The 20,457-nt window shown below is 39.8% G+C and carries 9 protein-coding genes; all 9 read left to right on the forward strand.

Going from position 1 to position 20,457, the window contains the following annotated elements; translation table 11 throughout:
* Nucleotides 1–62 precede the first annotated feature (62 nt).
* The 9 genes from ACY2A0_RS16385 (at nucleotide 63) to ACY2A0_RS16425 (ending at nucleotide 20,454) form a co-directional block, all read left to right on the forward strand.
* A complete protein-coding gene (locus ACY2A0_RS16385) occupies nucleotides 63–1,658 on the forward strand; it encodes a T9SS type A sorting domain-containing protein (RefSeq protein ID WP_461790444.1) in 1,596 nt (531 codons plus the stop codon).
* A 122-nt stretch (nucleotides 1,659–1,780) separates the two neighbouring features.
* Nucleotides 1,781–4,411 carry a CBM96 family carbohydrate-binding protein gene (locus ACY2A0_RS16390; protein WP_461790445.1) on the forward strand — a complete coding sequence of 877 codons (2,631 nt, stop codon included), beginning with the start codon at nucleotides 1,781–1,783 and terminating at the stop codon, nucleotides 4,409–4,411.
* Nucleotides 4,412–4,690: 279 nt separating this feature from the next.
* Entirely contained in the window at nucleotides 4,691–7,276 is a 2,586-nt protein-coding gene (locus tag ACY2A0_RS16395; protein ID WP_461790446.1) for a glycoside hydrolase family 2 TIM barrel-domain containing protein, read from the forward strand.
* A complete protein-coding gene (locus tag ACY2A0_RS16400) occupies nucleotides 7,276–10,281 on the forward strand; it encodes a discoidin domain-containing protein (RefSeq protein ID WP_461790447.1) in 3,006 nt (1,001 codons plus the stop codon). Before ACY2A0_RS16395 ends, ACY2A0_RS16400 begins: the two co-directional genes overlap by 1 nt.
* A 57-nt stretch (nucleotides 10,282–10,338) precedes the next feature.
* Nucleotides 10,339–13,272 (forward strand): glycoside hydrolase family 2 protein, encoded by a 2,934-nt coding sequence (locus tag ACY2A0_RS16405; RefSeq protein WP_461791705.1) that lies wholly within the window; start codon nucleotides 10,339–10,341, stop codon nucleotides 13,270–13,272.
* 5 nt (nucleotides 13,273–13,277) lie between these two features.
* A complete protein-coding gene (locus ACY2A0_RS16410) occupies nucleotides 13,278–14,516 on the forward strand; it encodes a DUF2264 domain-containing protein (RefSeq protein WP_461790449.1) in 1,239 nt (412 codons plus the stop codon).
* A 24-nt stretch (nucleotides 14,517–14,540) separates the two neighbouring features.
* Nucleotides 14,541–15,743, forward strand: a complete 1,203-nt coding sequence (locus ACY2A0_RS16415) for a glycoside hydrolase family 88 protein (RefSeq protein WP_461790450.1) — start codon at nucleotides 14,541–14,543, stop codon at nucleotides 15,741–15,743.
* The gene (locus ACY2A0_RS16420; RefSeq protein WP_461790451.1) at nucleotides 15,737–17,314 is read left to right on the forward strand and encodes a GH39 family glycosyl hydrolase; all 1,578 of its coding nucleotides are present in this window, start codon (nucleotides 15,737–15,739) and stop codon (nucleotides 17,312–17,314) included. Before ACY2A0_RS16415 ends, ACY2A0_RS16420 begins: the two co-directional genes overlap by 7 nt.
* A 329-nt stretch (nucleotides 17,315–17,643) precedes the next feature.
* Nucleotides 17,644–20,454: a SusC/RagA family TonB-linked outer membrane protein gene (locus ACY2A0_RS16425; RefSeq protein ID WP_461790452.1), complete on the forward strand. Its 2,811-nt coding sequence runs from the start codon at nucleotides 17,644–17,646 to the stop codon at nucleotides 20,452–20,454.
* Nucleotides 20,455–20,457: the final 3 nt, after the last annotated feature.

Here is a 20,457-nt window from a genome sequence, read left to right on the forward strand (position 1 = left end):
TTTTACGAAAGCTGATCTAATAATCAGGACTTAAATAAATAACCAATTTAAACGTATTAAGTATGAAAAAACATTTACTCACTTTTGGCTTGTTGGCTTTTGGCTTTACAAGTTTCGCACAATTTACACCAGGTAATTTATTGGTGTTGCAGGCTGGAGACGATGCTACCACAGAAACCAATGGCATGACCATACACCTGAAGGAATTGACAAAGGCGGGCAACTTTGTACAAAAAATTAGTGTTGCAAGTACGGGTGCCGATGCTGTTGTGTTTGGTACACCAGGTGCAACAACCGAGGGTTTACCTACACTGTCGGCAGATAGACAATTTCTAACCTTTATGGGTTACAATGCCACGGCAGGAACTAGCGGCTTGTCGGGAAGTTCTACCACTACAGTTAAACGTACCGTTGTCACATTTAAAGCTGATGGAACCTACACGCTAGCAAAATTCAGTGTCTTTAGCGGCCAATCTCCACGTACAGTTGTTACAAATAATGGTACCGATTTTTGGATGGGTGGAGGAAGTAACGGTATGAGATACGGAACCACAGCTGATTTAAGCACGACTACCTCGCTTTTTTCAGCTCCTTCAGGCTACAGATCGGTAGGGATATTTAATAATGAGCTATATTTCTCTACCACTAATAGTGGTAGCCCAAATCCTGATGTTCGTATGGGGAAAGTATCTGGAGCCTTACCAACTGCTGCAACTACTTACATTTCTTTGCCGGGCTTACCTACAACTACTATTGTACCCCATGCTTTTGTTTTGTTTGACACTGATAATATTGCAGGTCCTGATTTGCTATACTTAGGTACAGATGATGGTCTACAAAAATATCATTTAAATGCTGGCACATGGGTTGATGATGGCTTGTTTTCGACAGGTGCGGGTAGTGTATTAAAAGGAATTACAGGATTCATCGTAACTGGCCAAACCAATGTGACCATATTTGGTATCATTGGTGCAAATGTTGGAAATAAATTGGTTTCAATAGTTGACAACGGCGGATTTACATCTTCAATTTCGGCTACAAGAACGGATTTGTTGACTGCACCTGCTGGAGCGGCGTTTAAAGGCGTAACCTTTACACCAGGAACAACCCAAACGGTGTTACCTGTAGACCTTAAATCTTTCGATGGTCGCCAGCAGTCACAAAGTGTTAGATTAGATTGGGCAACTGCCTCTGAAAGCAATAATTCGCACTTTAATGTGCTGCGAGCTAATGATAGCAAGCAATTTCAAGCTATTGGAAAAGTAGAAGGAAATGGTAACTCCAATACGCTACAAAAATATGCATTTGTTGACGCCAACCCTTTTGCTGGTAACAACTATTACCAATTACAGCAGGTAGATTTCAATGGAAACTCGGAAAAATCTGAAGTAGTTGTGGTAAAAACGGACATAAAAGATAAGACACTAAGTATCCGACAAAATGCTGAGCAACTTGAAGTAAACATACACGCTTATGATGCTGCTAAAGCGCAGTTTTATATCAGTAATGTTTCGGGTCAAAAGATATTTGATACTTCGATACAGTTGAGCGCCGGTTATACTCAAAAGTCGATTGATATATCAAAATTTAATGCGGGTGTTTACATTGCTACTGTAGTAATCGATGGGAGCAAGCACGCCATTAAATTCATTCGTTAGTATTTGATACTATTTTTGGTTTGGTGCCCCTTTTGTGGTATGGATATACTGCAGGGGGCATTTTTTAAATCTCAACTTCCAATTTGTTGCAGTCCGCACTTCGCCCTTTATCCTTTATATTTATGAGAGTAGCTTTTTATAGTCTTTTGCTTATTATTCCTTTTTTTGCTAAAGCTCAAAGTCAAACCTTTACCGCCATTGCAGATGCACAAGTTTACGAAGGCAGTAAAACCAATAATTACGGTACCAGTATCAATCTACAACTGAAAAAAATTCCTGAGAGTCCCAATTCTCGTATCAGCTATTTAAAGTTTGATTTATCAGCTTACTCACTTGCTCAAACTGGTAAAGCAGTGCTAAGGGTATATCTCAATAAGCATGAAAATTTCCAAATTCCGGTGATTGTGGAAGCGATGAATGTAAACGACAATACTTGGACTGAAACGGGATTAAATTGGAACAATAAGCCAATACCAGCAGGTAGCATAGCTACAGCACAATTGAATGCTGTTGGGATGTATTACGAATGGGACGTGAGCGAATACCTACGAAGCTTAAATCTGACCGCTGGAAATAGCACTTTGGTATCACTAGCATTGCAAGATGCAGCGGGTTCTGAAGCCCTGCTTACTTTTAACTCGAAGGATGCAACTTCTAATAAGCCTCAATTAGTTATTTACGAAGCATATAGCTCTCCTCTAGCTAGCGGTACTTTTTATGTAGATGCTGTTGACGGTAATGATTTGAATGCGGGTACTTCAGCTTTAGCTCCTTGGAAAACTTTAAATATGGTAAATTCCAAAACGTTCCAACCGGGAAGTAAAATTTTGTTCAAGTCTGGGCAAACTTTTTACGGAACGCTCTTGATTAATGGAAGTGGAAATGCTAGTAATATTACCAGTTACGAAACATATGGCGGTACAACTCCGGCAATTATAGATGCTCAGGGAACCAAAACGGCTGCTTATGCTTACAACAAATCCTATATAGAAATTAAAAATCTGGCTTTTACCAATTATAGAAACGGCACGATTACCGATGAAGATTTGTTTCACGCTATGCTTTTGATTAACGAAAATGCAGGCACACTGAGCCATATTTATCTAGATGGTCTACGGATATTTAATGTCAACAGTTCTGACGTTGCTGATGCGCCTGGCACTAAAAATCATGGAGGTGTGTTTTTTGATATTTTAGGTACTAGCGTGGTAAGTAAGTGGGACGATCTACGTGTCACTAACTGTACTTTTGAAAATTTAAGTCGTACAGGAATCAATTTCGAATCTACCTGGGAACTCAGAAACTCCACCACTTCTTTTGGAGATAACTTAGGCGACGGGCGCACCGATAATTGGGTTCCAAGCACTAATGTTGTACTTAGAGGCAACACCTTCAGCCATATCGCAGGTAATGGTTTGGTGGTTCGGGTGGCAGTAAATCCTCTTATCGAGTATAATTATTTTGAATATTGTGGAGAAACTATATCAGGCAACGCCGCATTCAATTTCAATACTGATGGTGCCATTTTTCAGTTCAATGAGGCGACTAGAACAGTTTACAATGATGGAGATACTGATGCCAGGGGAATTGATAGCGACTTTAGAACGAAAGATACCTATATCCAATACAATTATCTACATCACAATGGTTTAGGTGGGGTAGTAGCTACAGGCGGAGATCATAATGTGAGTCCGCCTAGTATTCCTGAAAGATTTAACGTCAACACGGTAATCCGATATAATATTTTGGAAAATAACGAACGGCAGGCCATATCGTTTTCCGGAGGAATGAAAAGTGCGGAAGTTTATAACAACACCATTTATACTGATGCTACAGTAAATAATGTACTTGCGGTGCGTTTGGCAATATGGTCTGTAGCCCCAAAAAATATCAGCTTTAAAAACAATATTTTTTATTTAAGAGGCAGTAACACAACTTATAGTTTTGCTAGCGGTTCAACTTATAGCTTTAATAACAATATCTTTTACACGTTAGGCTCAGCTTCGGAACCTTCCGATCCCAATAAGCGTACCGCCGATCCGCTTTTACTTGGACCAGTAAATGGTGTAGAAGGTTTTAAACTAAAACCCGGTTCACCAGCATTAAATACAGGCATGAACATCGCTTCAAACGGCGGGAGAGATTACTATGGAAATGCTGTAGCCGCTAGTGGAGCGACTAATATTGGCGCTTATAGCGGACTAGGCACTAACGTTTTACCAATTGATTTAATGTACTTTAAAGTAGGTAAAACTGTGGCTGCTGGCATTATCACTTGGGCAACTGCAGCAGAAAGGAACAACAAATACTTTGAGCTGGAACGAGCTACCGATGGATTGCTTTTTAGTAAAATAGCTTCATTCGATGGAAAAGGCAATTCAAGCAGTGTTACTACTTATCGCTATGAAGATAAAACCGTGGTTTCGGGTACATATTATTACCGTTTAAAGCAAATTGATGTTGATGGCAAGTATACCTACAGCGACATTGAAGTCATTAACTTTAAATTGGAAAATGAAAAACGACTTGTGGTTTTTCCAAATCCGGTAGGGAATTACTTAAAGGTAGATTTTGAAGGTGATTTTAACTTATCGATATATGATATGCAAGGGAAAAAAGTACTGGATAAGCAAGTAAGAAATTACCAAACTGAACCAATTGATGTAACTAATTTAAAAACTGGTCTGTACATTTTAAAAGTACAAAGAAGTAATGTTGGAGAAACTTTACAACAACGTTTTATGAAGTTTTAGCACTTTTTTCAAGTTCAGGTCAAACATTAAAACGTTTAAAAGCGCCTCATTTTTTAGTTGGAAAATATAGTTGCTGTAAAGTTCATTTCGGATCCACTTGATGGACGTTAAAAAAGTTTGGCTAAATTTTAATCTGTCTCCATAAAAATAACTTCAAACCCCAAAAAACCGTGTTTTCGATCAATTCACAACGTAATTATGCTTCATCTGTCGGGCATGTTTTTAGTGTGAGCTGCCTACCTTGAGCTTCGAAACAAAACCATTTATAATCCTTTTTCAATGACGAGTAAGTTACAGGTTTGTATTTTTTTAATCTTATTTTTCTTTCCCTCGCTACTGTTGGGGCAGTCGAAGATGGTTTTGTCTATTAATGATCATTGGAAGTTTTTATCTCGGGGAACTGACTTTGCACAAAAGAATAAAATTGATGATAGCAAGTGGACTACAGTTAATATTCCGCATACGTGGAATGCTAAAGATCCATTTGATGATGACGAAACTTCCCGCCGCGGTGTAAGCTGGTACCGTAAAAAACTCATTCTGGATCAAGGCTTTAAAAACAAACGCATTTATCTTCATTTTGAAGGAGTAGGCCAAGTAGCGGATGTATATGTAAACGGTATTTTCGCAGGTCAGCATAAGGGGGCGTATACCGCCTTCACTTTGGATATCACCAAATTGGTTAAAATTGAAGGCGCAGCAACTGAAAATGTAATAGCAGTACAGGTGAGCAATGCACAAAACGATTTTTTGCCGCCACTTTCCATCGGCTATGCCTATTACGGCGGTATTTACCGCGACGTTTGGTTGGTGGCTACTTCGAATTTGCATTTCGATTTGAGCGACTACGGTAGCAGCGGCGTATATGTTAGCACTCCACAGGTAGCTAAAGAAAAAGCTACGGTATCCATTAAAGCGAATTTAACCAACAAAGGCAATACAAATCAGCAAGCGCAATTGCTTCAAATTCTTTATGATAAGCAAGGTAACGAAGTGGCGAGGGATTTAACAAAAGTATCGCTTGCGGCAGGTTCAACTGCTATGGTGAAGTCAAAAGATCTTAAAATAAATCATCCACACCTATGGTCTCCAGAAGATCCTTATTTATACCAACTAAAAAGTCAATTGGTTGTAAATGGTGATTTGATAGATGAACAAATAAATAATGTTGGTTTTAGATGGTTTTCGTTTGATGCAGACAAAGGATTTTCACTAAATGGCGAAAAATATCTATTAAAAGGCACTAATAGACATCAAGATTTTAAAGATAAAGGAGATGCGTTAACTGCGGCTGATCACTACCGTGATTTAAAGCTGATTAAAGACATGGGCTGTAATTTTTTACGCCTAGCACATTATCCGCAAGCTAGGGAGGTTTTGGATTTAGCTGATAAAATGGGACTGTTGGTGTGGGAAGAAATTCCCTTGGTCAATTACATGAATCCAGTTCCAGAGTTTTTGGACAACAGCAAAAACATGATTCGTGAAATGGTTAGACAACACTATAACCATCCTTCGATTATAATTTGGGGCTCAATGAACGAAGTACTTTTATGGAGCGATAGGGCAGAGCGCATTCAGATTCAAGAAAACTCGCCCTATTTAGAAAAAGTAAGAGATTATGCCAAACAGCTGGATCAACTCCTCCGCACAGAAGATGCAAGTCGTACCAGTACAATGGCCATGCATATTAGCAATGATTATGCAAAATATGGATTGCTTGACATCGCACAGCTTTCTGGATTCAATATTTACGAAGGGTGGTATAGTGGTTCGGTAAACGCATTTAAAACTACTATTGATACCATTCATCTTCAAAATCCGAAGCAGCCTTTGTTTATAAGTGAGTACGGTGCTGAGGCAGATAATAGGGTTAATACAGAAAACCCCCAACGACTGGACTTTACTGGGCAATATCAACGCTACTACCACGAAATGTATCTGCGACAGATCCGCCAGATGCCTTATTTATCGGGTACCGCAATTTGGAACCAATTTGATTTTTCGCAGCCAAATGTTGGAGGAGTGAGCAACCATATTAACCAAAAAGGTTTGGTAACATGGGATAGAAAACCTAAGGATGCTTACTATTTATATAAGGCTAACTGGAATAAGACGCCAATGGTTTACATTGCTTCACGTGATTGGACACAGCGTGCAGTAGCAAAAGGCGATAGCTCCACCATTGAAGTTTATGCTAATGTGCCTAACGTTACGCTCACAGTTAATGGTAAATCCTATGGTGCTAAACAACCAAACGACATCAATAAATGTGTTTGGAAAGTGCTATTGGCAGAAGGTGATAATGAGGTTGTTGCAGGAGATGAGCGAATCAGCGACCATTTTTCTATCAATGCAAGAAATTATTACACACAACTCAATAGCGGAGGGTTTGAAGAAATTGCGGTAAACTGTGGTGCGCAAACTCAATATCTCGATGGTACCAATATGGTGTGGGTAGAAGATCGTCCTTATCAGAAAGATAGTTTCGGCTTTGTCGGCGGTAATGCTTGCACCTTAAGCATTAAAACAGTAAAAAAGAATACAGAGGATAAACCGCTTTACTACTATTTTTTGGAAGGTTTGAAACAGTATCGCTTTGACGTGCCTAACGGCAGCTATGAGTTGGAATTGAACTTTATGGAACCGGAAAAAATCAGTAAAAATGAGCGTGTTTTCAACGTACGTTGCAATGGTGAAATGCTTCTCTCTAATTTAAATCTTGCGGTGGATTACGGCTGTGCCGTTGCTGTTAAAAAACGATTCATCGTAAAAGCCGACAAGGAAACTGGAATTGTAGTAGATTTTGAGACATTAAAAGGTCAAAGCATCTTAAACGGCATAAAACTTAAAAAGCTGAACTAATGAACGCTACTAGAATTACTTGCTATATCTCTCTTTTGATTTGCTTTACCGTTAGCCTCAAAGCGCAACAAAACTTGGCACTCCATAAGCCTGTAAAGGTTTCGTCGCAGTTGGCGGCTTTTCCTGCAACTAATATCACTGACGGTAAGGTAAGCCGAAATAGTAAATGGGAAGCAGCTAACAATAAGCCGCCGCATACGGTCGAAATTGACCTGCAAAAGTATTGCTCTATTTCGTCTATCATAGTTTACAGTGGCATTCCAGATAATGAGAAAAAGCCCGAAGAGATGCAGCAGGCCGCTGGATTTTGGTCGCTTAAAAATTTTAAGTTACAATACTGGGACGATTCCAATTGGAGCGATTTACCAAAAGCTGAGGTACATGAAAATAGACTTGTTGCGGTACGTTTTAATTTCGAGCCCGTTGTGAGCACCTACCGCATCCGCTTAGTTTGTGATGATGGGGAGGCCGTGAATATTATGGAAATTGAGGTGTTTGGTTCGGTGACACCAAATATGCCAGCGCCGCCAAGCTTTAGCAATACTTCTCAAAGCAATGCCGTGAAACAGAAGCCATTTAAAGCGACCATCAACATAGGGAAAGAGGTAATCGGCAAAACCATGAAATTTGTTGGTTACAACCAAGGCTATTATTTTCCTGGAAGTAACGTGTCTGGCTGGTTAGCATATTCCAATATCAATAGCTTAAGGGTTTGGACTAGCTTAAACGCGTTCGTACCCGAAAAATTTGTTCAATCAAACGCAGTGGTAAACAACGTCGAAGAATTTGATCGACTTAAAGCTGAGTTAAGGAAAAGCCCCGAACGTAATGCATTCATCAAATGGAACAATTTGCTACCCTTATACAGCAAACCTGATTCGTCATCAACCAATGCGATGGTTTATAATTACGCACTGAGTGAATTAAAGACACTTAAAATTGCTGTTTTGCTACAGCTTGGTAGCACTGATTTTAATGATACGTGGCAAAACAAATGGAAACAATGGCAACGTTATTATGCCATTGCATTTTATTCTGCTAAAGTTGGCGATGTATCGATGTTTGCCATGCAAAACGAACCTAACCACCGCAACTCGGGCCCTATGTTGTTAAACCAATGGATAGATGGGGCTAAAATAGTTTCTGATGCAGTGCATTGTGCCGTTAACGACGTAAATAAGCTTTATGCCAAAAATTTACAGCCGAAATTTGTGGGGCCAGTTACAGCTGGTAATAATACTGAATGGTGGGCTGCAATAGCCAAATCCAACCAAATTGATTATCATGGAAATAATGGCGCCGAGGTGGTAGACCTATTTTCCACCCATTCCTATAATTCGCCAGCTGCAGGCTATGAAACTCGAATAGCTAACATAGGAAAGGTATGGACTGCAAATCATCCAAATGGAAAAAGTATCCCTATCATATATACGGAAATTGGTCAGTGGATGAATGCCTATCTTATCGATAAAGAAGAAACCATGGACTCTCCATCGTTATTTACGGAATGGGCTGGAATTTATTCTAACAATATGAAAAACGGCGCCTACGGTATGTGGGCTTTCAAATTCGCCAACACGGCAAGCAATACCTATCCTCGTGGCATTAAATCTGGGCATCATTTTATTTGGCAAGGCAAACGTATTGTTGAAGATGCTTATCCTAATATCGCCTTGCTTAAAAAAGTTACTGCAAGTTCAAATACCGACAAAGCTTCTTTGGTTACCGATGGTGATAAATCTTCCGATGCCGCTTGGGTATCAGGAGAAGAAATTGAAAAATGGCTAGAGATAGATTTAGGTGTGATTACCGATTTGGGCGGAGCTTTCATTTACACTGGTTCTTCTGGTGGTGTTTATACGGCTCCTGATCGGGTACGTCATTTTAAGCTGCAATACCAAAATGGTGGTAAGTGGTTGGATATTGCCTCAACGGAAGAAAAAAATAATAAGTACGCACAAGTATTTATTGAATTTCAGCAGTCAATTAAAACCAATAAGATACGGTTCGTAAGTACAGATGCTATGGTAAAGGTTCGTGAAATAAAGCTTTTTGCCAAAGGCGATGTTCCCGCACCAAGTTTAGATTTCAATGTTTCAGGCATACAGCGTACTGGAGAAGTGGTGAGGTTATTTGCCAAGGGGTTTAAAGACGAAAGACCACTGTTAAAAACGGAAATGAGCAATGTAGATCATGATTTAGACTGTTACACCAGTTTCGACAAACAAAGCGGCAATTACTATATCTGGATGGTTAATCGATACACGGAAAGCTGTAAGACTACCATAAATTTAGCCGCACTGAACTTGCCAAAAAATACCGTGTTGGGAGTAGAAAAGGTTGATCATGCTTATTATGGCGAGTTAACGCAATTGATCCAGCTGCCAACTGATGGCCAAATCAACTATGAACTTTCACCTCAAAGCGTGGTATTAATCACGGTAACTCCAACTGGTGCTGCTTCAAAAAGTATCATTAGTAACAGTGTAACTGCCGTTAAAGGTGGCGAAAATGCGAGTAATTCTTTTAGCGATTTTGGCGTACAATTGGATGCCGGAAATCCTAACAACAATGAAGTGGCTTATGTAGATTTTGATATTAGTGCACTTCGATCAGGTCAGGTTAAAAAAGCGGTACTGGCTATTGCTGGAAAGGTAAACGAAGGAGACAGACCATATCGCTTACATGTGTATGCCTTTCCTCACGAAAAAATGTTATCGTTACAAAGCCTTAATTGGAAAAATGCGCCCTTTTTAGATGATAAAGAAGCGCTGATCAAGGAGGTAGGGCAATCAGTTTTTGTAGCAGGAGAAATAGCATTTAACCTTAATAAAAGCTATCACTATTTGGATGTATCTGATATCGTTAAAAAGCACTCTAATGCAAAGCTAGCATTTGTGTTGGTGCGGGAAACGCGACAAATGGGCGACGACGAAGACAAAGGCAGACGAGTGGAACTTGTGAAGCCAAATGAACAACAAAAACCGCTATTGATATGGTGGTGAAATTATTCTTTAAAGTATTAAATTTAAACTAACCAATTATAAACCAAGAGACTTGACATGATGAGAAAGTTACTGCTAAGTTTGATGCTTAGTATATGTGCCGCTGGTACATTACTTGCCCAAGACGAACAAGAAAAAACTTACAAACCTACATTAACACCTTTTACTGGGACGGATTATGTGCGATTAGTAATAGATGCTAACTCGAAGAAAGATAATGCCTCGTTTAATGTTGTAATTAAGTCCGTAACAGATAACAAAGTCCTTTATCAAGGCAAGGTAAATGCCACCGAGGTGGACAATGCCGGCGTAAAACAATTGACTTTCACCATTAAAAACTTGAAACCGATTTTATGGGAGCCAAATAATCCTTACCTGTACAATTTCACCTTACAGCAATTGGTTGCAGGCAAAGTAGTGAGTACCATTACCGAACGTAGCGGTTTCCGTTTTTTTGAACGCAAGGGCGGAAATTTATTCCTCAACGGCAAACCTATTTTTCTAAGAGGAATAGCAATTAACCCACCGGGTAGGGGCATTCCAACTAAGTTAGAGCGTAGTCGGGAGTTTGCCTTGGAGTACGTTAAATTCATGAAAAGCATTAACGTAAACATCATTAGGGTACAGGATGTAGAAACATGGTATGACGCGTGTGATGAGCTTGGAATGATGGTTTTTGGCGGAAACTATGATGGGAAAGTTGCCAAAGGTGCTAAGGTAGAAAAACAAGAACAGGTTGGCGATGAAGGTGATGGTGGATTTCCGAAAGACCATAACGTTGGTTTAGCTTGGTACGAACATGAAAAATTGGGATTAATTGCCCATCATCCTAGTTTAATGGTATATGCCATGACTAATGAAACGCCCTTTACCGGTAAACGTTTCGAAGAATGGAATGCATTTTTAAGCTATGCCTATAATAATTTAAAGAAGTGGGATGAAACTCGTGTTTACATTGCCAATGCTGGCTATGGTTACGGCCTTACAGGAGATATCTGCGACTTGCACCGTTACTGGGGCTGGTATTATAGTTCTCCTTTTACATTTTTGAATATTCGCTCCAATGCTAACATTATCCCATTTCCGAAATCCGGGCAACCTATCACCTTTACGGAATGCGTGGGTAATTATACAGGTCCTGATGGCAGATATAACCAAACCCCAGCACACAAAAATCCAAGTTCGCAATTAGCTTGGACAGGCCACGAAAAACAAGACATGCAGGCGCAACTAGCTGATGTTCATCAGAGCTTCACTTTTAGACAGGCGACGGAAACTTTTAGGCAGATGCGAAGCATAAACCCCGATTTAAGTGGTTTATTTCCATTTACCATTCTGTTCTACAACTGGGATACCATTGAGAAGTTTGCTGACATGAAGCCAAAACCGGTAACTGAACAAACAAAACTTTCTTACCAACCAGTACTGTTAAGTTGGGAATGTTGGACTAGTAACGTATTCGCTGGTTCAACCATCAACCCCGTAGCACATGTAATTAACGATGATAATGGCTTTGCAGATTTGAAAAACGTGAAAATTGTTTATCAAATATTAGACAGAGCTAAAACAGCAGTTTACTCGGATAGCCTGCAATTGAAAGACATTCCATATTACGCAACACAGCAAACCAAATTGAGTATTCCAATCCCTGCTAATTTATCAACCGGTGATTATACACTTTTTGGAAAAGTATTTGCAAATGGAAAGGAAGTGTCAAAGAATTTCTTCAACCTATTTATTGCTGCAAATACTTTTACACAAGCCATCCCCAATATTAGCTCTCAGGTTATAGTTTATGACAATAAGGGCGATAGCAAAAAAGCACTAAGTAAGCTTAATGTTCCTTTTAAAGAAATTTCTTCGTTTACTTCAATACCATCAAATGCTGTGCTCATCATCGGGGAAAATGCAGCGGATCCTACGCTAGCCAGCGCCGCAACGATGTTGAAGGATTTTATGAAGAAAGGCGGTAGAATTATCGCTTTGCGACAAGATAGTTTACATCGAAAAGATTTGAACAGCATCCTAGATTTCAAATTGACCAACACCGCTGCCGACATTGATAATCCCGCTTATCCTTTACCAGCAACGCCACCACGAAATGGTTTTTACCTCAATCCAGAACGCCCCGAACATCCGATTTTTTCAGGGATTAAAAGAGAAAACTTGAAAGTTTGGTCTGACTACACCAACTGGAACCCAACTAAAAGCGGTTTTCCGATGATTTATCCAGTAACGGATGGTTTTCAACTGGAAAATTGGGATGGCATTGCTAACACTGCAGTGCTGGCAAACTATAGTTCTGGTTTGCAAAGTATAGCCCTTGCTGAGCAGTTTGTTGGGAGTGGAAGCATTTTATTATCGGGACTTGATTTGGCTAACAGAGCCGGAATTGACCCTATCGCTAGTCGCTTGTTGTTGAATATGTTGAGTTATTCAAGTACCAGCGATCATTTAGCATACCAATTAATTACAGCGCCAATTATTTGGGGCGAATATGAAACAGAGAGAGGTATCTTAAACGATAATTCTAGCGGGTTCATCTCCAATTCAACACCGCGTATCACACCAGCTTATGCCAAAGGCGGCATTGTAGTTACAAAGGAAGGATACCAACTTGCAGGCGGTAACAGGGGGCTTTTCAATACCCGTCCGGGATTGCAGTATGTAACCAACGGACGTAGGCCTTGGGGTACTTTTGTACAAACATTTGGCGGCCAACCACGAACACCTAAAGGTACCGAAGGAACAGCCAAGTTTTGGTGCCGCATTCCAGCTGGGCAAAATAACATGTCCTCACTGGTTTGGAACCCTTCTGCCGAGCCACTAACCATCAAAATTAAAATCAATGATCAACCTGAAACTACTTTTTCCATTGCGCCTGGTATGCGCCAAATAGTTGATGCTAAAGTGGACGCCACTACCGTAGGGGTAAATTATACCGGAGATAGGCGTTTGGTCATATTAGAAACTTCTTTTAGTAAAAAATAGAACTGATGAAGACAAAAAAAACGATACAAATAGCACTCGTGTTATTTTGCCTATTGCCCAATTTATTGGCGGCGCAAAAGGTAAATCAGGCAAATGGATTAGCTGAACGAGAGTATTTGGTGAAAACCTTAGTGCGCATTGCGGATCCTGTATTGGTTGCATTAAGCCAAAATAAATTGAAGGAGACGATGCCAATTGAGGCTAAAGTAACAAAAGATAGGGTGTATAGTTCGCATCTGGAAGCTTTTGGAAGATTACTTGGTGGAATGGCGCCTTGGCTAGAGCTTGGTCCGGATGAAACACCTGAAGGTAAGCTCAGAAAAAAATATATCGATCTTTCAGTGCAGTGCATTAAAAACGCCACTAATCCTAACGCTGCCGATTTTTTAAACTTTAACAAAGGAAGACAGCCCTTGGTTGATGCGGCCTTTTTTGCGGATGCGCTATTGCGTGCTCCCCAACAGCTTTGGGGCAATTTGGATGATCAAACCAAAAAAAATACCATTGCCGCTTTAAAGTCGAGTAGGGATATTTTGCCTTCATTTTCTAATTGGTTGATGTTTAGTGCCACCGTAGAGGCGGCTTTGCAAAAGTTCGATAAATCTGGCGATAAAATGCGTTTGGATTATGCGCTAAAGCAGCACATGCAATGGTATAAAGGTGATGGGATGTACGGCGATGGGCCTGATTTTCACTTTGATTACTACAATAGCTTTGTAATTCAGCCAATGTTGCTGGGCGTAACTAAAGTACTTAAGGACGAAAAATTGGATCCTAAAAAGTATTATGAAACAGTGTTGGAAAGAGCAAAAAGATACGCTGATATCCAAGAACGTCTAATTTCTCCGGAAGGTACTTTTCCGCCAGTAGGACGCTCCATTGCTTACCGTTTTGGTGCATTCCAGCTGCTGTCTCAAGTGGCCTTATTAAAACAACTGCCGGCGCATATTAAACCAGCTCAAGTTCGCTCGGCTTTGTATGCTGTCATCAAACGTCAGGTAGAAATGCCAAATACTTTTGATGATAAAGGATGGCTGAAGATTGGCTTTGCTGGTCACCAACCTGAAATAGGCGAAACTTATATTTCCACTGGTAGTCTGTACCTATGTTCGCAGGCCTTTTTAATGCTTGGCTTACCGGCTACTGACGATTTTTGGCAGGCTCCTTATGCCGACTGGACTGCAAAGCGAGCTTGGAAAGGAGAGGATTTTCCAATAGACCACGCACTTAAAGAAGAAAACTAACATTTTGAACCATAAACTATTCGTATGAAACTAAGCACATTATTTACTGCAACGCTGTTACTAGCAGGCACAAATACCTTCGCCCAACAGGCAAAAAAGATATTGGCACCTAAAGCCGAATTGGTAAAATTAATAGATAAACAGCTGGATTTTGCTGCGGCACAATATAAAGTGTTGGTTAAAAAAGTACCTGGCGACAGTTTGCCCGAAACTTTCGAAAATGGTAAGTCACGCAGTATCCCGGCAAAAAACTGGGTGAGTGGTTTTTACCCTGGCACACTTTTTTATCTCTATGAGGCTACTGGCGACAAAGCAATACACGATGCAGGGATCAATAAACTTCCTGTAATGGAGCCAATGAAAACCATTGATTCTCATGACATCGGTTTTATGATGTATTGCAGCTTTGGTAATATCAACAGATTGGAGCCGAAGCCGGAATATAAAGATATCCTAATCACAAGTGCACAAAGCTTGATCAAACGCTTTAATCCAACAGTAGGTTGTACCATGTCGTGGGGCTCAAAAGCTGGCGAGTTCAGGGTAATTATCGATAACATGATGAACTTAGAGTTGCTAATGTGGGCCACAAAGGTTACCGGTGATTCAACCTATGCTAAAGTAGCTATTACGCATGCCAACACTACGTTGAAAAATCACTTCCGTCCTGATGGCAGCTCTTATCATTTGGTCAACTACAATCCATCTACCGGAGGTATCAATGTGAAACAAACGGTTCAAGGTTATGCAGACCAATCTGCTTGGGCTAGGGGACAAGGTTGGGGCTTATACGGTTTTACCATGATGTACAGGGAAACGAAAGACCAAAAATATTTAGCACAAGCTAAAAAAATAGCTCAATTTATTCTAAGTCATCCAAACTTGCCAGCAGATAAAGTGCCATATTGGGACTTCAACTCGCCGGGCATCCCCAATGCATTTAGAGATGCATCGGCTGGGGCGATTTATGCATCGGCTTTGCTAGAGTTAGCGGGATATGTAGATAATACCTTAGCTGCAAAATATGTAACTGCTGCAGAGACAATTTTAAAAGCGCTATCAAGCGATAAATACACCGCAAAATATGGCGGAAATGGTGGTTTTGTGTTGGAACATAGTGTGGCTCACTTGCCTAAAGGTGCAATGATTGATGTGCCTTTAACCTATGCCGATTATTATTATGTGGAAGCAATGTTGAGATATAAAAGACTGGGTAAAAAATGGTAACAAGCAATCAACTAGCTAAAGTTGGCATTGCTTTGCTCTGCCTGCTTTTCTCAGGAACTTCGTACGCACAGCAGCTACAAAAGCGCACCATTAGCATCAATGTAAATAGTGTAAAAGGCAAAAAAAGTACTGTTTTTAATGAATGCATTGGCGCAGGTAGGGCAAATGAAGGCTTGCGTGCCGATTGGCAACAGCAGCTTACGACGCTGCAGAAGGATGTGAATTTCAAGTATATCCGCTTTCATGGTTTGCTACATGATGACATGAGGGTATATACGGAAGATAAAAAAACTGGCGAACCTATTTACAACTGGCAATATATTGATAGGCTGTATGATTTTCTATTGAGCGTTAAAATTAGACCATTTGTAGAATTTGGCTTTATGCCTTCTGATTTGGCAGCGGGTACGAAAACTATTTTTTGGTGGAAAGGCAACGTGAGTAAACCAAAAAGCTATGAGAAATGGAATGCTTTAATCACCAATTTGGTGCAGCACTGGAAAGAACGTTATGGCGAAGAAGAAGTAAGTAAATGGTACTTTGAAGTTTGGAATGAACCAGATTTGAAAGGTTTCTTTGATGGTACTCAGGACGATTACTTTGAACTTTACGCCAATACCGTTAAATCAGTAAAAAGTGTATCTGCTGCTTATCGAGTGGGCGGTCCGGCTACTTCTGCCACCAAATGGGTTGCGGATTTTTTAAGCTATTGCGACAAGAATAAAGTACCTGTAGATTTCGTAAGTACACACGATTATGGTACAACATCGGTGTTAGACGAATTTGGTACCAAAAAACAGCAGTTGAAATCCATTAGAGACACTATTGCGAAGGATGTTAAAACTGTGAGGAGTTTAATTAATCAATCTGCATTTAAAGCCGCCGAACTTCATTTTACAGAATGGAATACGTCGCCTTCATCCAGAGATCCTATTCATGACACTTACCAAAACGCAGCTTATATTTTGCATGTGTTAAAGAAGGCTTCATCTAATGCCAATTCTATGTCGTACTGGACATTCACAGATATTTTTGAAGAAGCTGGTCCTGGGCAAACGCCATTTCATGGTGGTTTCGGGTTGATTAATCTGCAGGATATCAAAAAACCTAGCTACTACGCTTATCAATTTTTAAATCAGCTAGGTAGCACGGAGCTTAACAATACTGATGAATCTTCTTATGCTTGTAAATCAAAAGATGGATTACAATTCTTAGTGTGGGATTACACTCATCCTTACAAAAACTACAGCTATAACCAAGACTATTTCAATACCGCACACCCATCAGTGGCTAAAAACTTAGTACAGCTGAATGCAAGTAACGTGCAAAATGGGGCATATACCTTGGAAATTTACAAAGTAGGTTGCCAGCAAAACGATCCGTATACGCTATATCTTGAAATGGGTAAACCTAACCAAATTACTAAGGCTCAAGAGGCAAAATTGAAACAAGCGGCAGCAGGTAAAGCCACTGTAAAACAAACGGTAAAAGTGATTAATGGTAAGTTTAAATATGAAGTGCAATTAAACGAAAACGAAATTGTATTCGTGATGCTCAAAAAAAATAGATAATTGCGTTTTTTACCTCAAAAACCCTGTTTTTTTATCGTGTAACATGTATATCTGAACGATTAATCATGTTATAAAACTTTAAATATCAAGTAATATTGAATCATGTTTTTGGAACTGATAAGGTTGAAGAATGAAACTAACCAAGCCAGCATCAAAAATTGAACAACCAAATAAAAACTAATTATAACCAAATAAACTGTATGAGCTATGAAATCAAAAACGGCATCCTGTTTACCCATTTCTTTTAATTAATTCCGCTCCAAATTGGAGGAGTTAAAATTATCGTGTCATTCACGAGATAGCTATATCATCATTTTTAAAAGATATTTATGTTTAATTGTTACTTCAAAAGACAGGTAGTTGGTGGATTGGTGCTGTTGAGTATTGTTTCTTGCGCTACTTTAGTTCGTAGTCAGGAGGTAAAAAAACTTAAAATGCCCGATAGTGCTGGCAATGAAAACACCTTGGTACTGTTGCACAAAACACAAGCAAAAGTTGGCCTGCTGCAATCAACCGCTACTATATATAACAATCAGATGGTTACTACACCTGCACCATCATTTCTGCAGGCATTGCCTGGTCGATTAGCAGGTTTGTACACTAGGCAACGCAGCGGTGTACAAGATACTGATGATCCAATTTCGGTGGTAGATTTTAAAATTAGAGGACAAATACCTTTGATACTCATAGATGGTGTACCACGTGATTTTTCGTCTATCGAACCTGAATCTATTGAAAGTGTTACGGTATTAAAAGATGCAATGGCTACGGTTATGTTCGGCCAACGCTCATCGGGAAATTTGATTTTAGTGACTACCAAACGACCAAAAGAGGGACCATTCCAGTTATCATTTACTGCACAGCACGGTGCTCAACAACTGCTGAATAGAACAAAACCTGTTTCGGCGGCAGATTACGCCATATTGTATAATGAGGCTCGTAATAATGATGGTTTAGATCCTGTTTATACTGCGGCAGATATCTTGGCGTACCGCAACGGAAGTGATCCTGTATTCCATCCAAATAACGACTACAGTGCTTATTTTTTAAACAAGCAGGCTAGCATCGATCGTTTCAATCTCAATATTCAAAGTGGAACTAAAAATGCTAAGTTTTACACCGCGGTAGATTACCAAAATGAAGGTGGATTTTTCAATACCGCAGATTTAAATTCTTACAGTACCAACTCTGGGGTAAATCGTTACATTGTACGTTCAAACGTAAGCGTTGATCTAAACCCTACTTTAAATGTAGGTTTGAATATTTTCGGACGTATTCAGAATGCAAATCAACCAGGTGGTACCACTTCATCAATATTTAACGCCATCACCTTCACACCAAGCAACGCTTATACCATTTTTAATCCAAATGGTTCGTTAGGAGGAAATACTTCTTTTACCAGCAATATTTACGGTATGCTAAACAATGCCGGTTATTACAAATCGACCTCTAGGGATTTAGCTGCTGATATTGCGCTAACCAAAAAATTGGACAACTGGATAGATGGTCTTTGGGCAAAGGCAAATGTGTCTTACAATAACACGGTCGATCAATCAGTAAACCGCTCAAAAAACTTTGCAGTATACAGCTTGAATATCAACAGCGGTGCACCAGTATATGCTCAGTTTGGTACTAATACAAATCAACCAAACACCTTGTCATTATCTGCTAGGCGCACTTATACTTATGGTAAATTGAGTTTAGGTTACGATAGAAGTTTCGGTGGTAATAATTTAAATGTGCTGTTACTGGCAGATAACCAGTCGACCACGATTAATTTGAATTTACCCGCTACGTATACCAATATCGCTGGAAATGTAACCTATAATTACAACAGTAAATATTTTGCGGAAGCCGCTTTAAGTTATGGTGGTTATAATCGCTACAAGCCAGGCGACAGATTTGGATGGTTTTATGCTGGCGCCCTAGGCTGGGATTTGTCAAAAGAAAATTTTCTGAAAGATGCGAAGTGGATTAACCAACTTAAACCGCGTGTAAGCTACGGACTTACTGGGAACGCAAACGTAGGTTATTACATTTACGATCAATACTATACCTACGGAGGTACCACCGCTGCATATTACTTCGGTGCAACACCTACAAGTGCCCGTTACTTTGCCGAACAGGCTTTGGCTAATCCAAACGCCACCTGGGAGAAAGCAAAAAAGTTAAATGTTGGGGTTGATGCAGTATTATTCGCTAATAGATTGAAAATCACCACCGAATATTTCAACGAAACTTATTTTGATTTAATGCAGGTGCGTGGTAATTCCATCGCATTGTTGGGTCAAAGTTACCCAGCTGAAAATATTGGCCGCAACAGATATTTTGGTGTAGAGAACAATTTGAGTTGGACCGCTAAACTAGGAAAAGCGCAGTATCGAATTTCGGGCAATGTATCATTAATGAATTCTAAAGTACTTTATCAAGATGAGGTATTTAGAGAAAACGCTTATCAAAAACGTACAGGTTTGCCAGTAGGGCAGCCTTTCGGATACATCGCTGAGGGATTTTATCAATCTCAAAACGAAATTAATGTAAGTCCTAAGGTAGATGGTTACTTGCCTAAGCCAGGTGATATTAAGTACCGAGATTTGAATGATGACGGCGTAATTAACCAATTAGACGAAACAGCGATTGGCACACAGAAACCATTGATTTACTACGGCCTAACCACAGGTTTTAGTTTCAAAGGTTTCGATTTGAGTATTGCTATACAAGGTGTTGCTAATAGAGATATTGTTACTTCATCAGCTTATAATTCGGTTAGCAGTACGTTGGAAACTGAATTTCAAGGGGTAAATGGGCAGGCGTTTGAGCAACATCTTAATCGGTGGACACCAGCCAATGCCGCCAACGCTACTTACCCACGTCTTTCGATAGGTGCTAACGTAAATAACCAACGAGCTTCTAGTTTTTGGGTTCGCCGAGCAGACTATCTGCGTATTCAAAATGTTGACCTTGGCTATTCGCTACCGCAAAAATGGGTAAGTCGCATTAAACTGAACGGATTAAGGGTTTTTGTAAACGGCTTTAATCTGTATTCATTTGATACTTTAAGATATCTCGATCCAGAGGGTTACAACTCGATATATCCTTTGAGAAGAACATTTAACCTAGGCGTAAATATAAAACTGTAATCC

Source organism: Pedobacter sp., assembly GCF_965249885.1.
In the GTDB taxonomy this organism is placed as follows: domain Bacteria; phylum Bacteroidota; class Bacteroidia; order Sphingobacteriales; family Sphingobacteriaceae; genus Pedobacter.

Excerpts from the sequence above, each read along its gene's own strand:
- ACY2A0_RS16410 (WP_461790449.1), top strand. The coding sequence starts at position 13,278 with ATGAAGACAAAAAAAACGATACAAATAGCACTCGTGTTATTTTGCCTA.
- ACY2A0_RS16400 (WP_461790447.1), top strand. The coding sequence starts at position 7,276 with ATGAACGCTACTAGAATTACTTGCTATATCTCTCTTTTGATTTGCTTT.
- ACY2A0_RS16420 (WP_461790451.1), top strand. The coding sequence starts at position 15,737 with ATGGTAACAAGCAATCAACTAGCTAAAGTTGGCATTGCTTTGCTCTGC.
- ACY2A0_RS16405 (WP_461791705.1), top strand. The coding sequence starts at position 10,339 with ATGATGAGAAAGTTACTGCTAAGTTTGATGCTTAGTATATGTGCCGCT.
- ACY2A0_RS16390 (WP_461790445.1), top strand. The coding sequence starts at position 1,781 with ATGAGAGTAGCTTTTTATAGTCTTTTGCTTATTATTCCTTTTTTTGCT.
- ACY2A0_RS16395 (WP_461790446.1), top strand. The coding sequence starts at position 4,691 with ATGACGAGTAAGTTACAGGTTTGTATTTTTTTAATCTTATTTTTCTTT.
- ACY2A0_RS16385 (WP_461790444.1), top strand. The coding sequence starts at position 63 with ATGAAAAAACATTTACTCACTTTTGGCTTGTTGGCTTTTGGCTTTACA.
- ACY2A0_RS16425 (WP_461790452.1), top strand. The coding sequence starts at position 17,644 with ATGTTTAATTGTTACTTCAAAAGACAGGTAGTTGGTGGATTGGTGCTG.
- ACY2A0_RS16415 (WP_461790450.1), top strand. The coding sequence starts at position 14,541 with ATGAAACTAAGCACATTATTTACTGCAACGCTGTTACTAGCAGGCACA.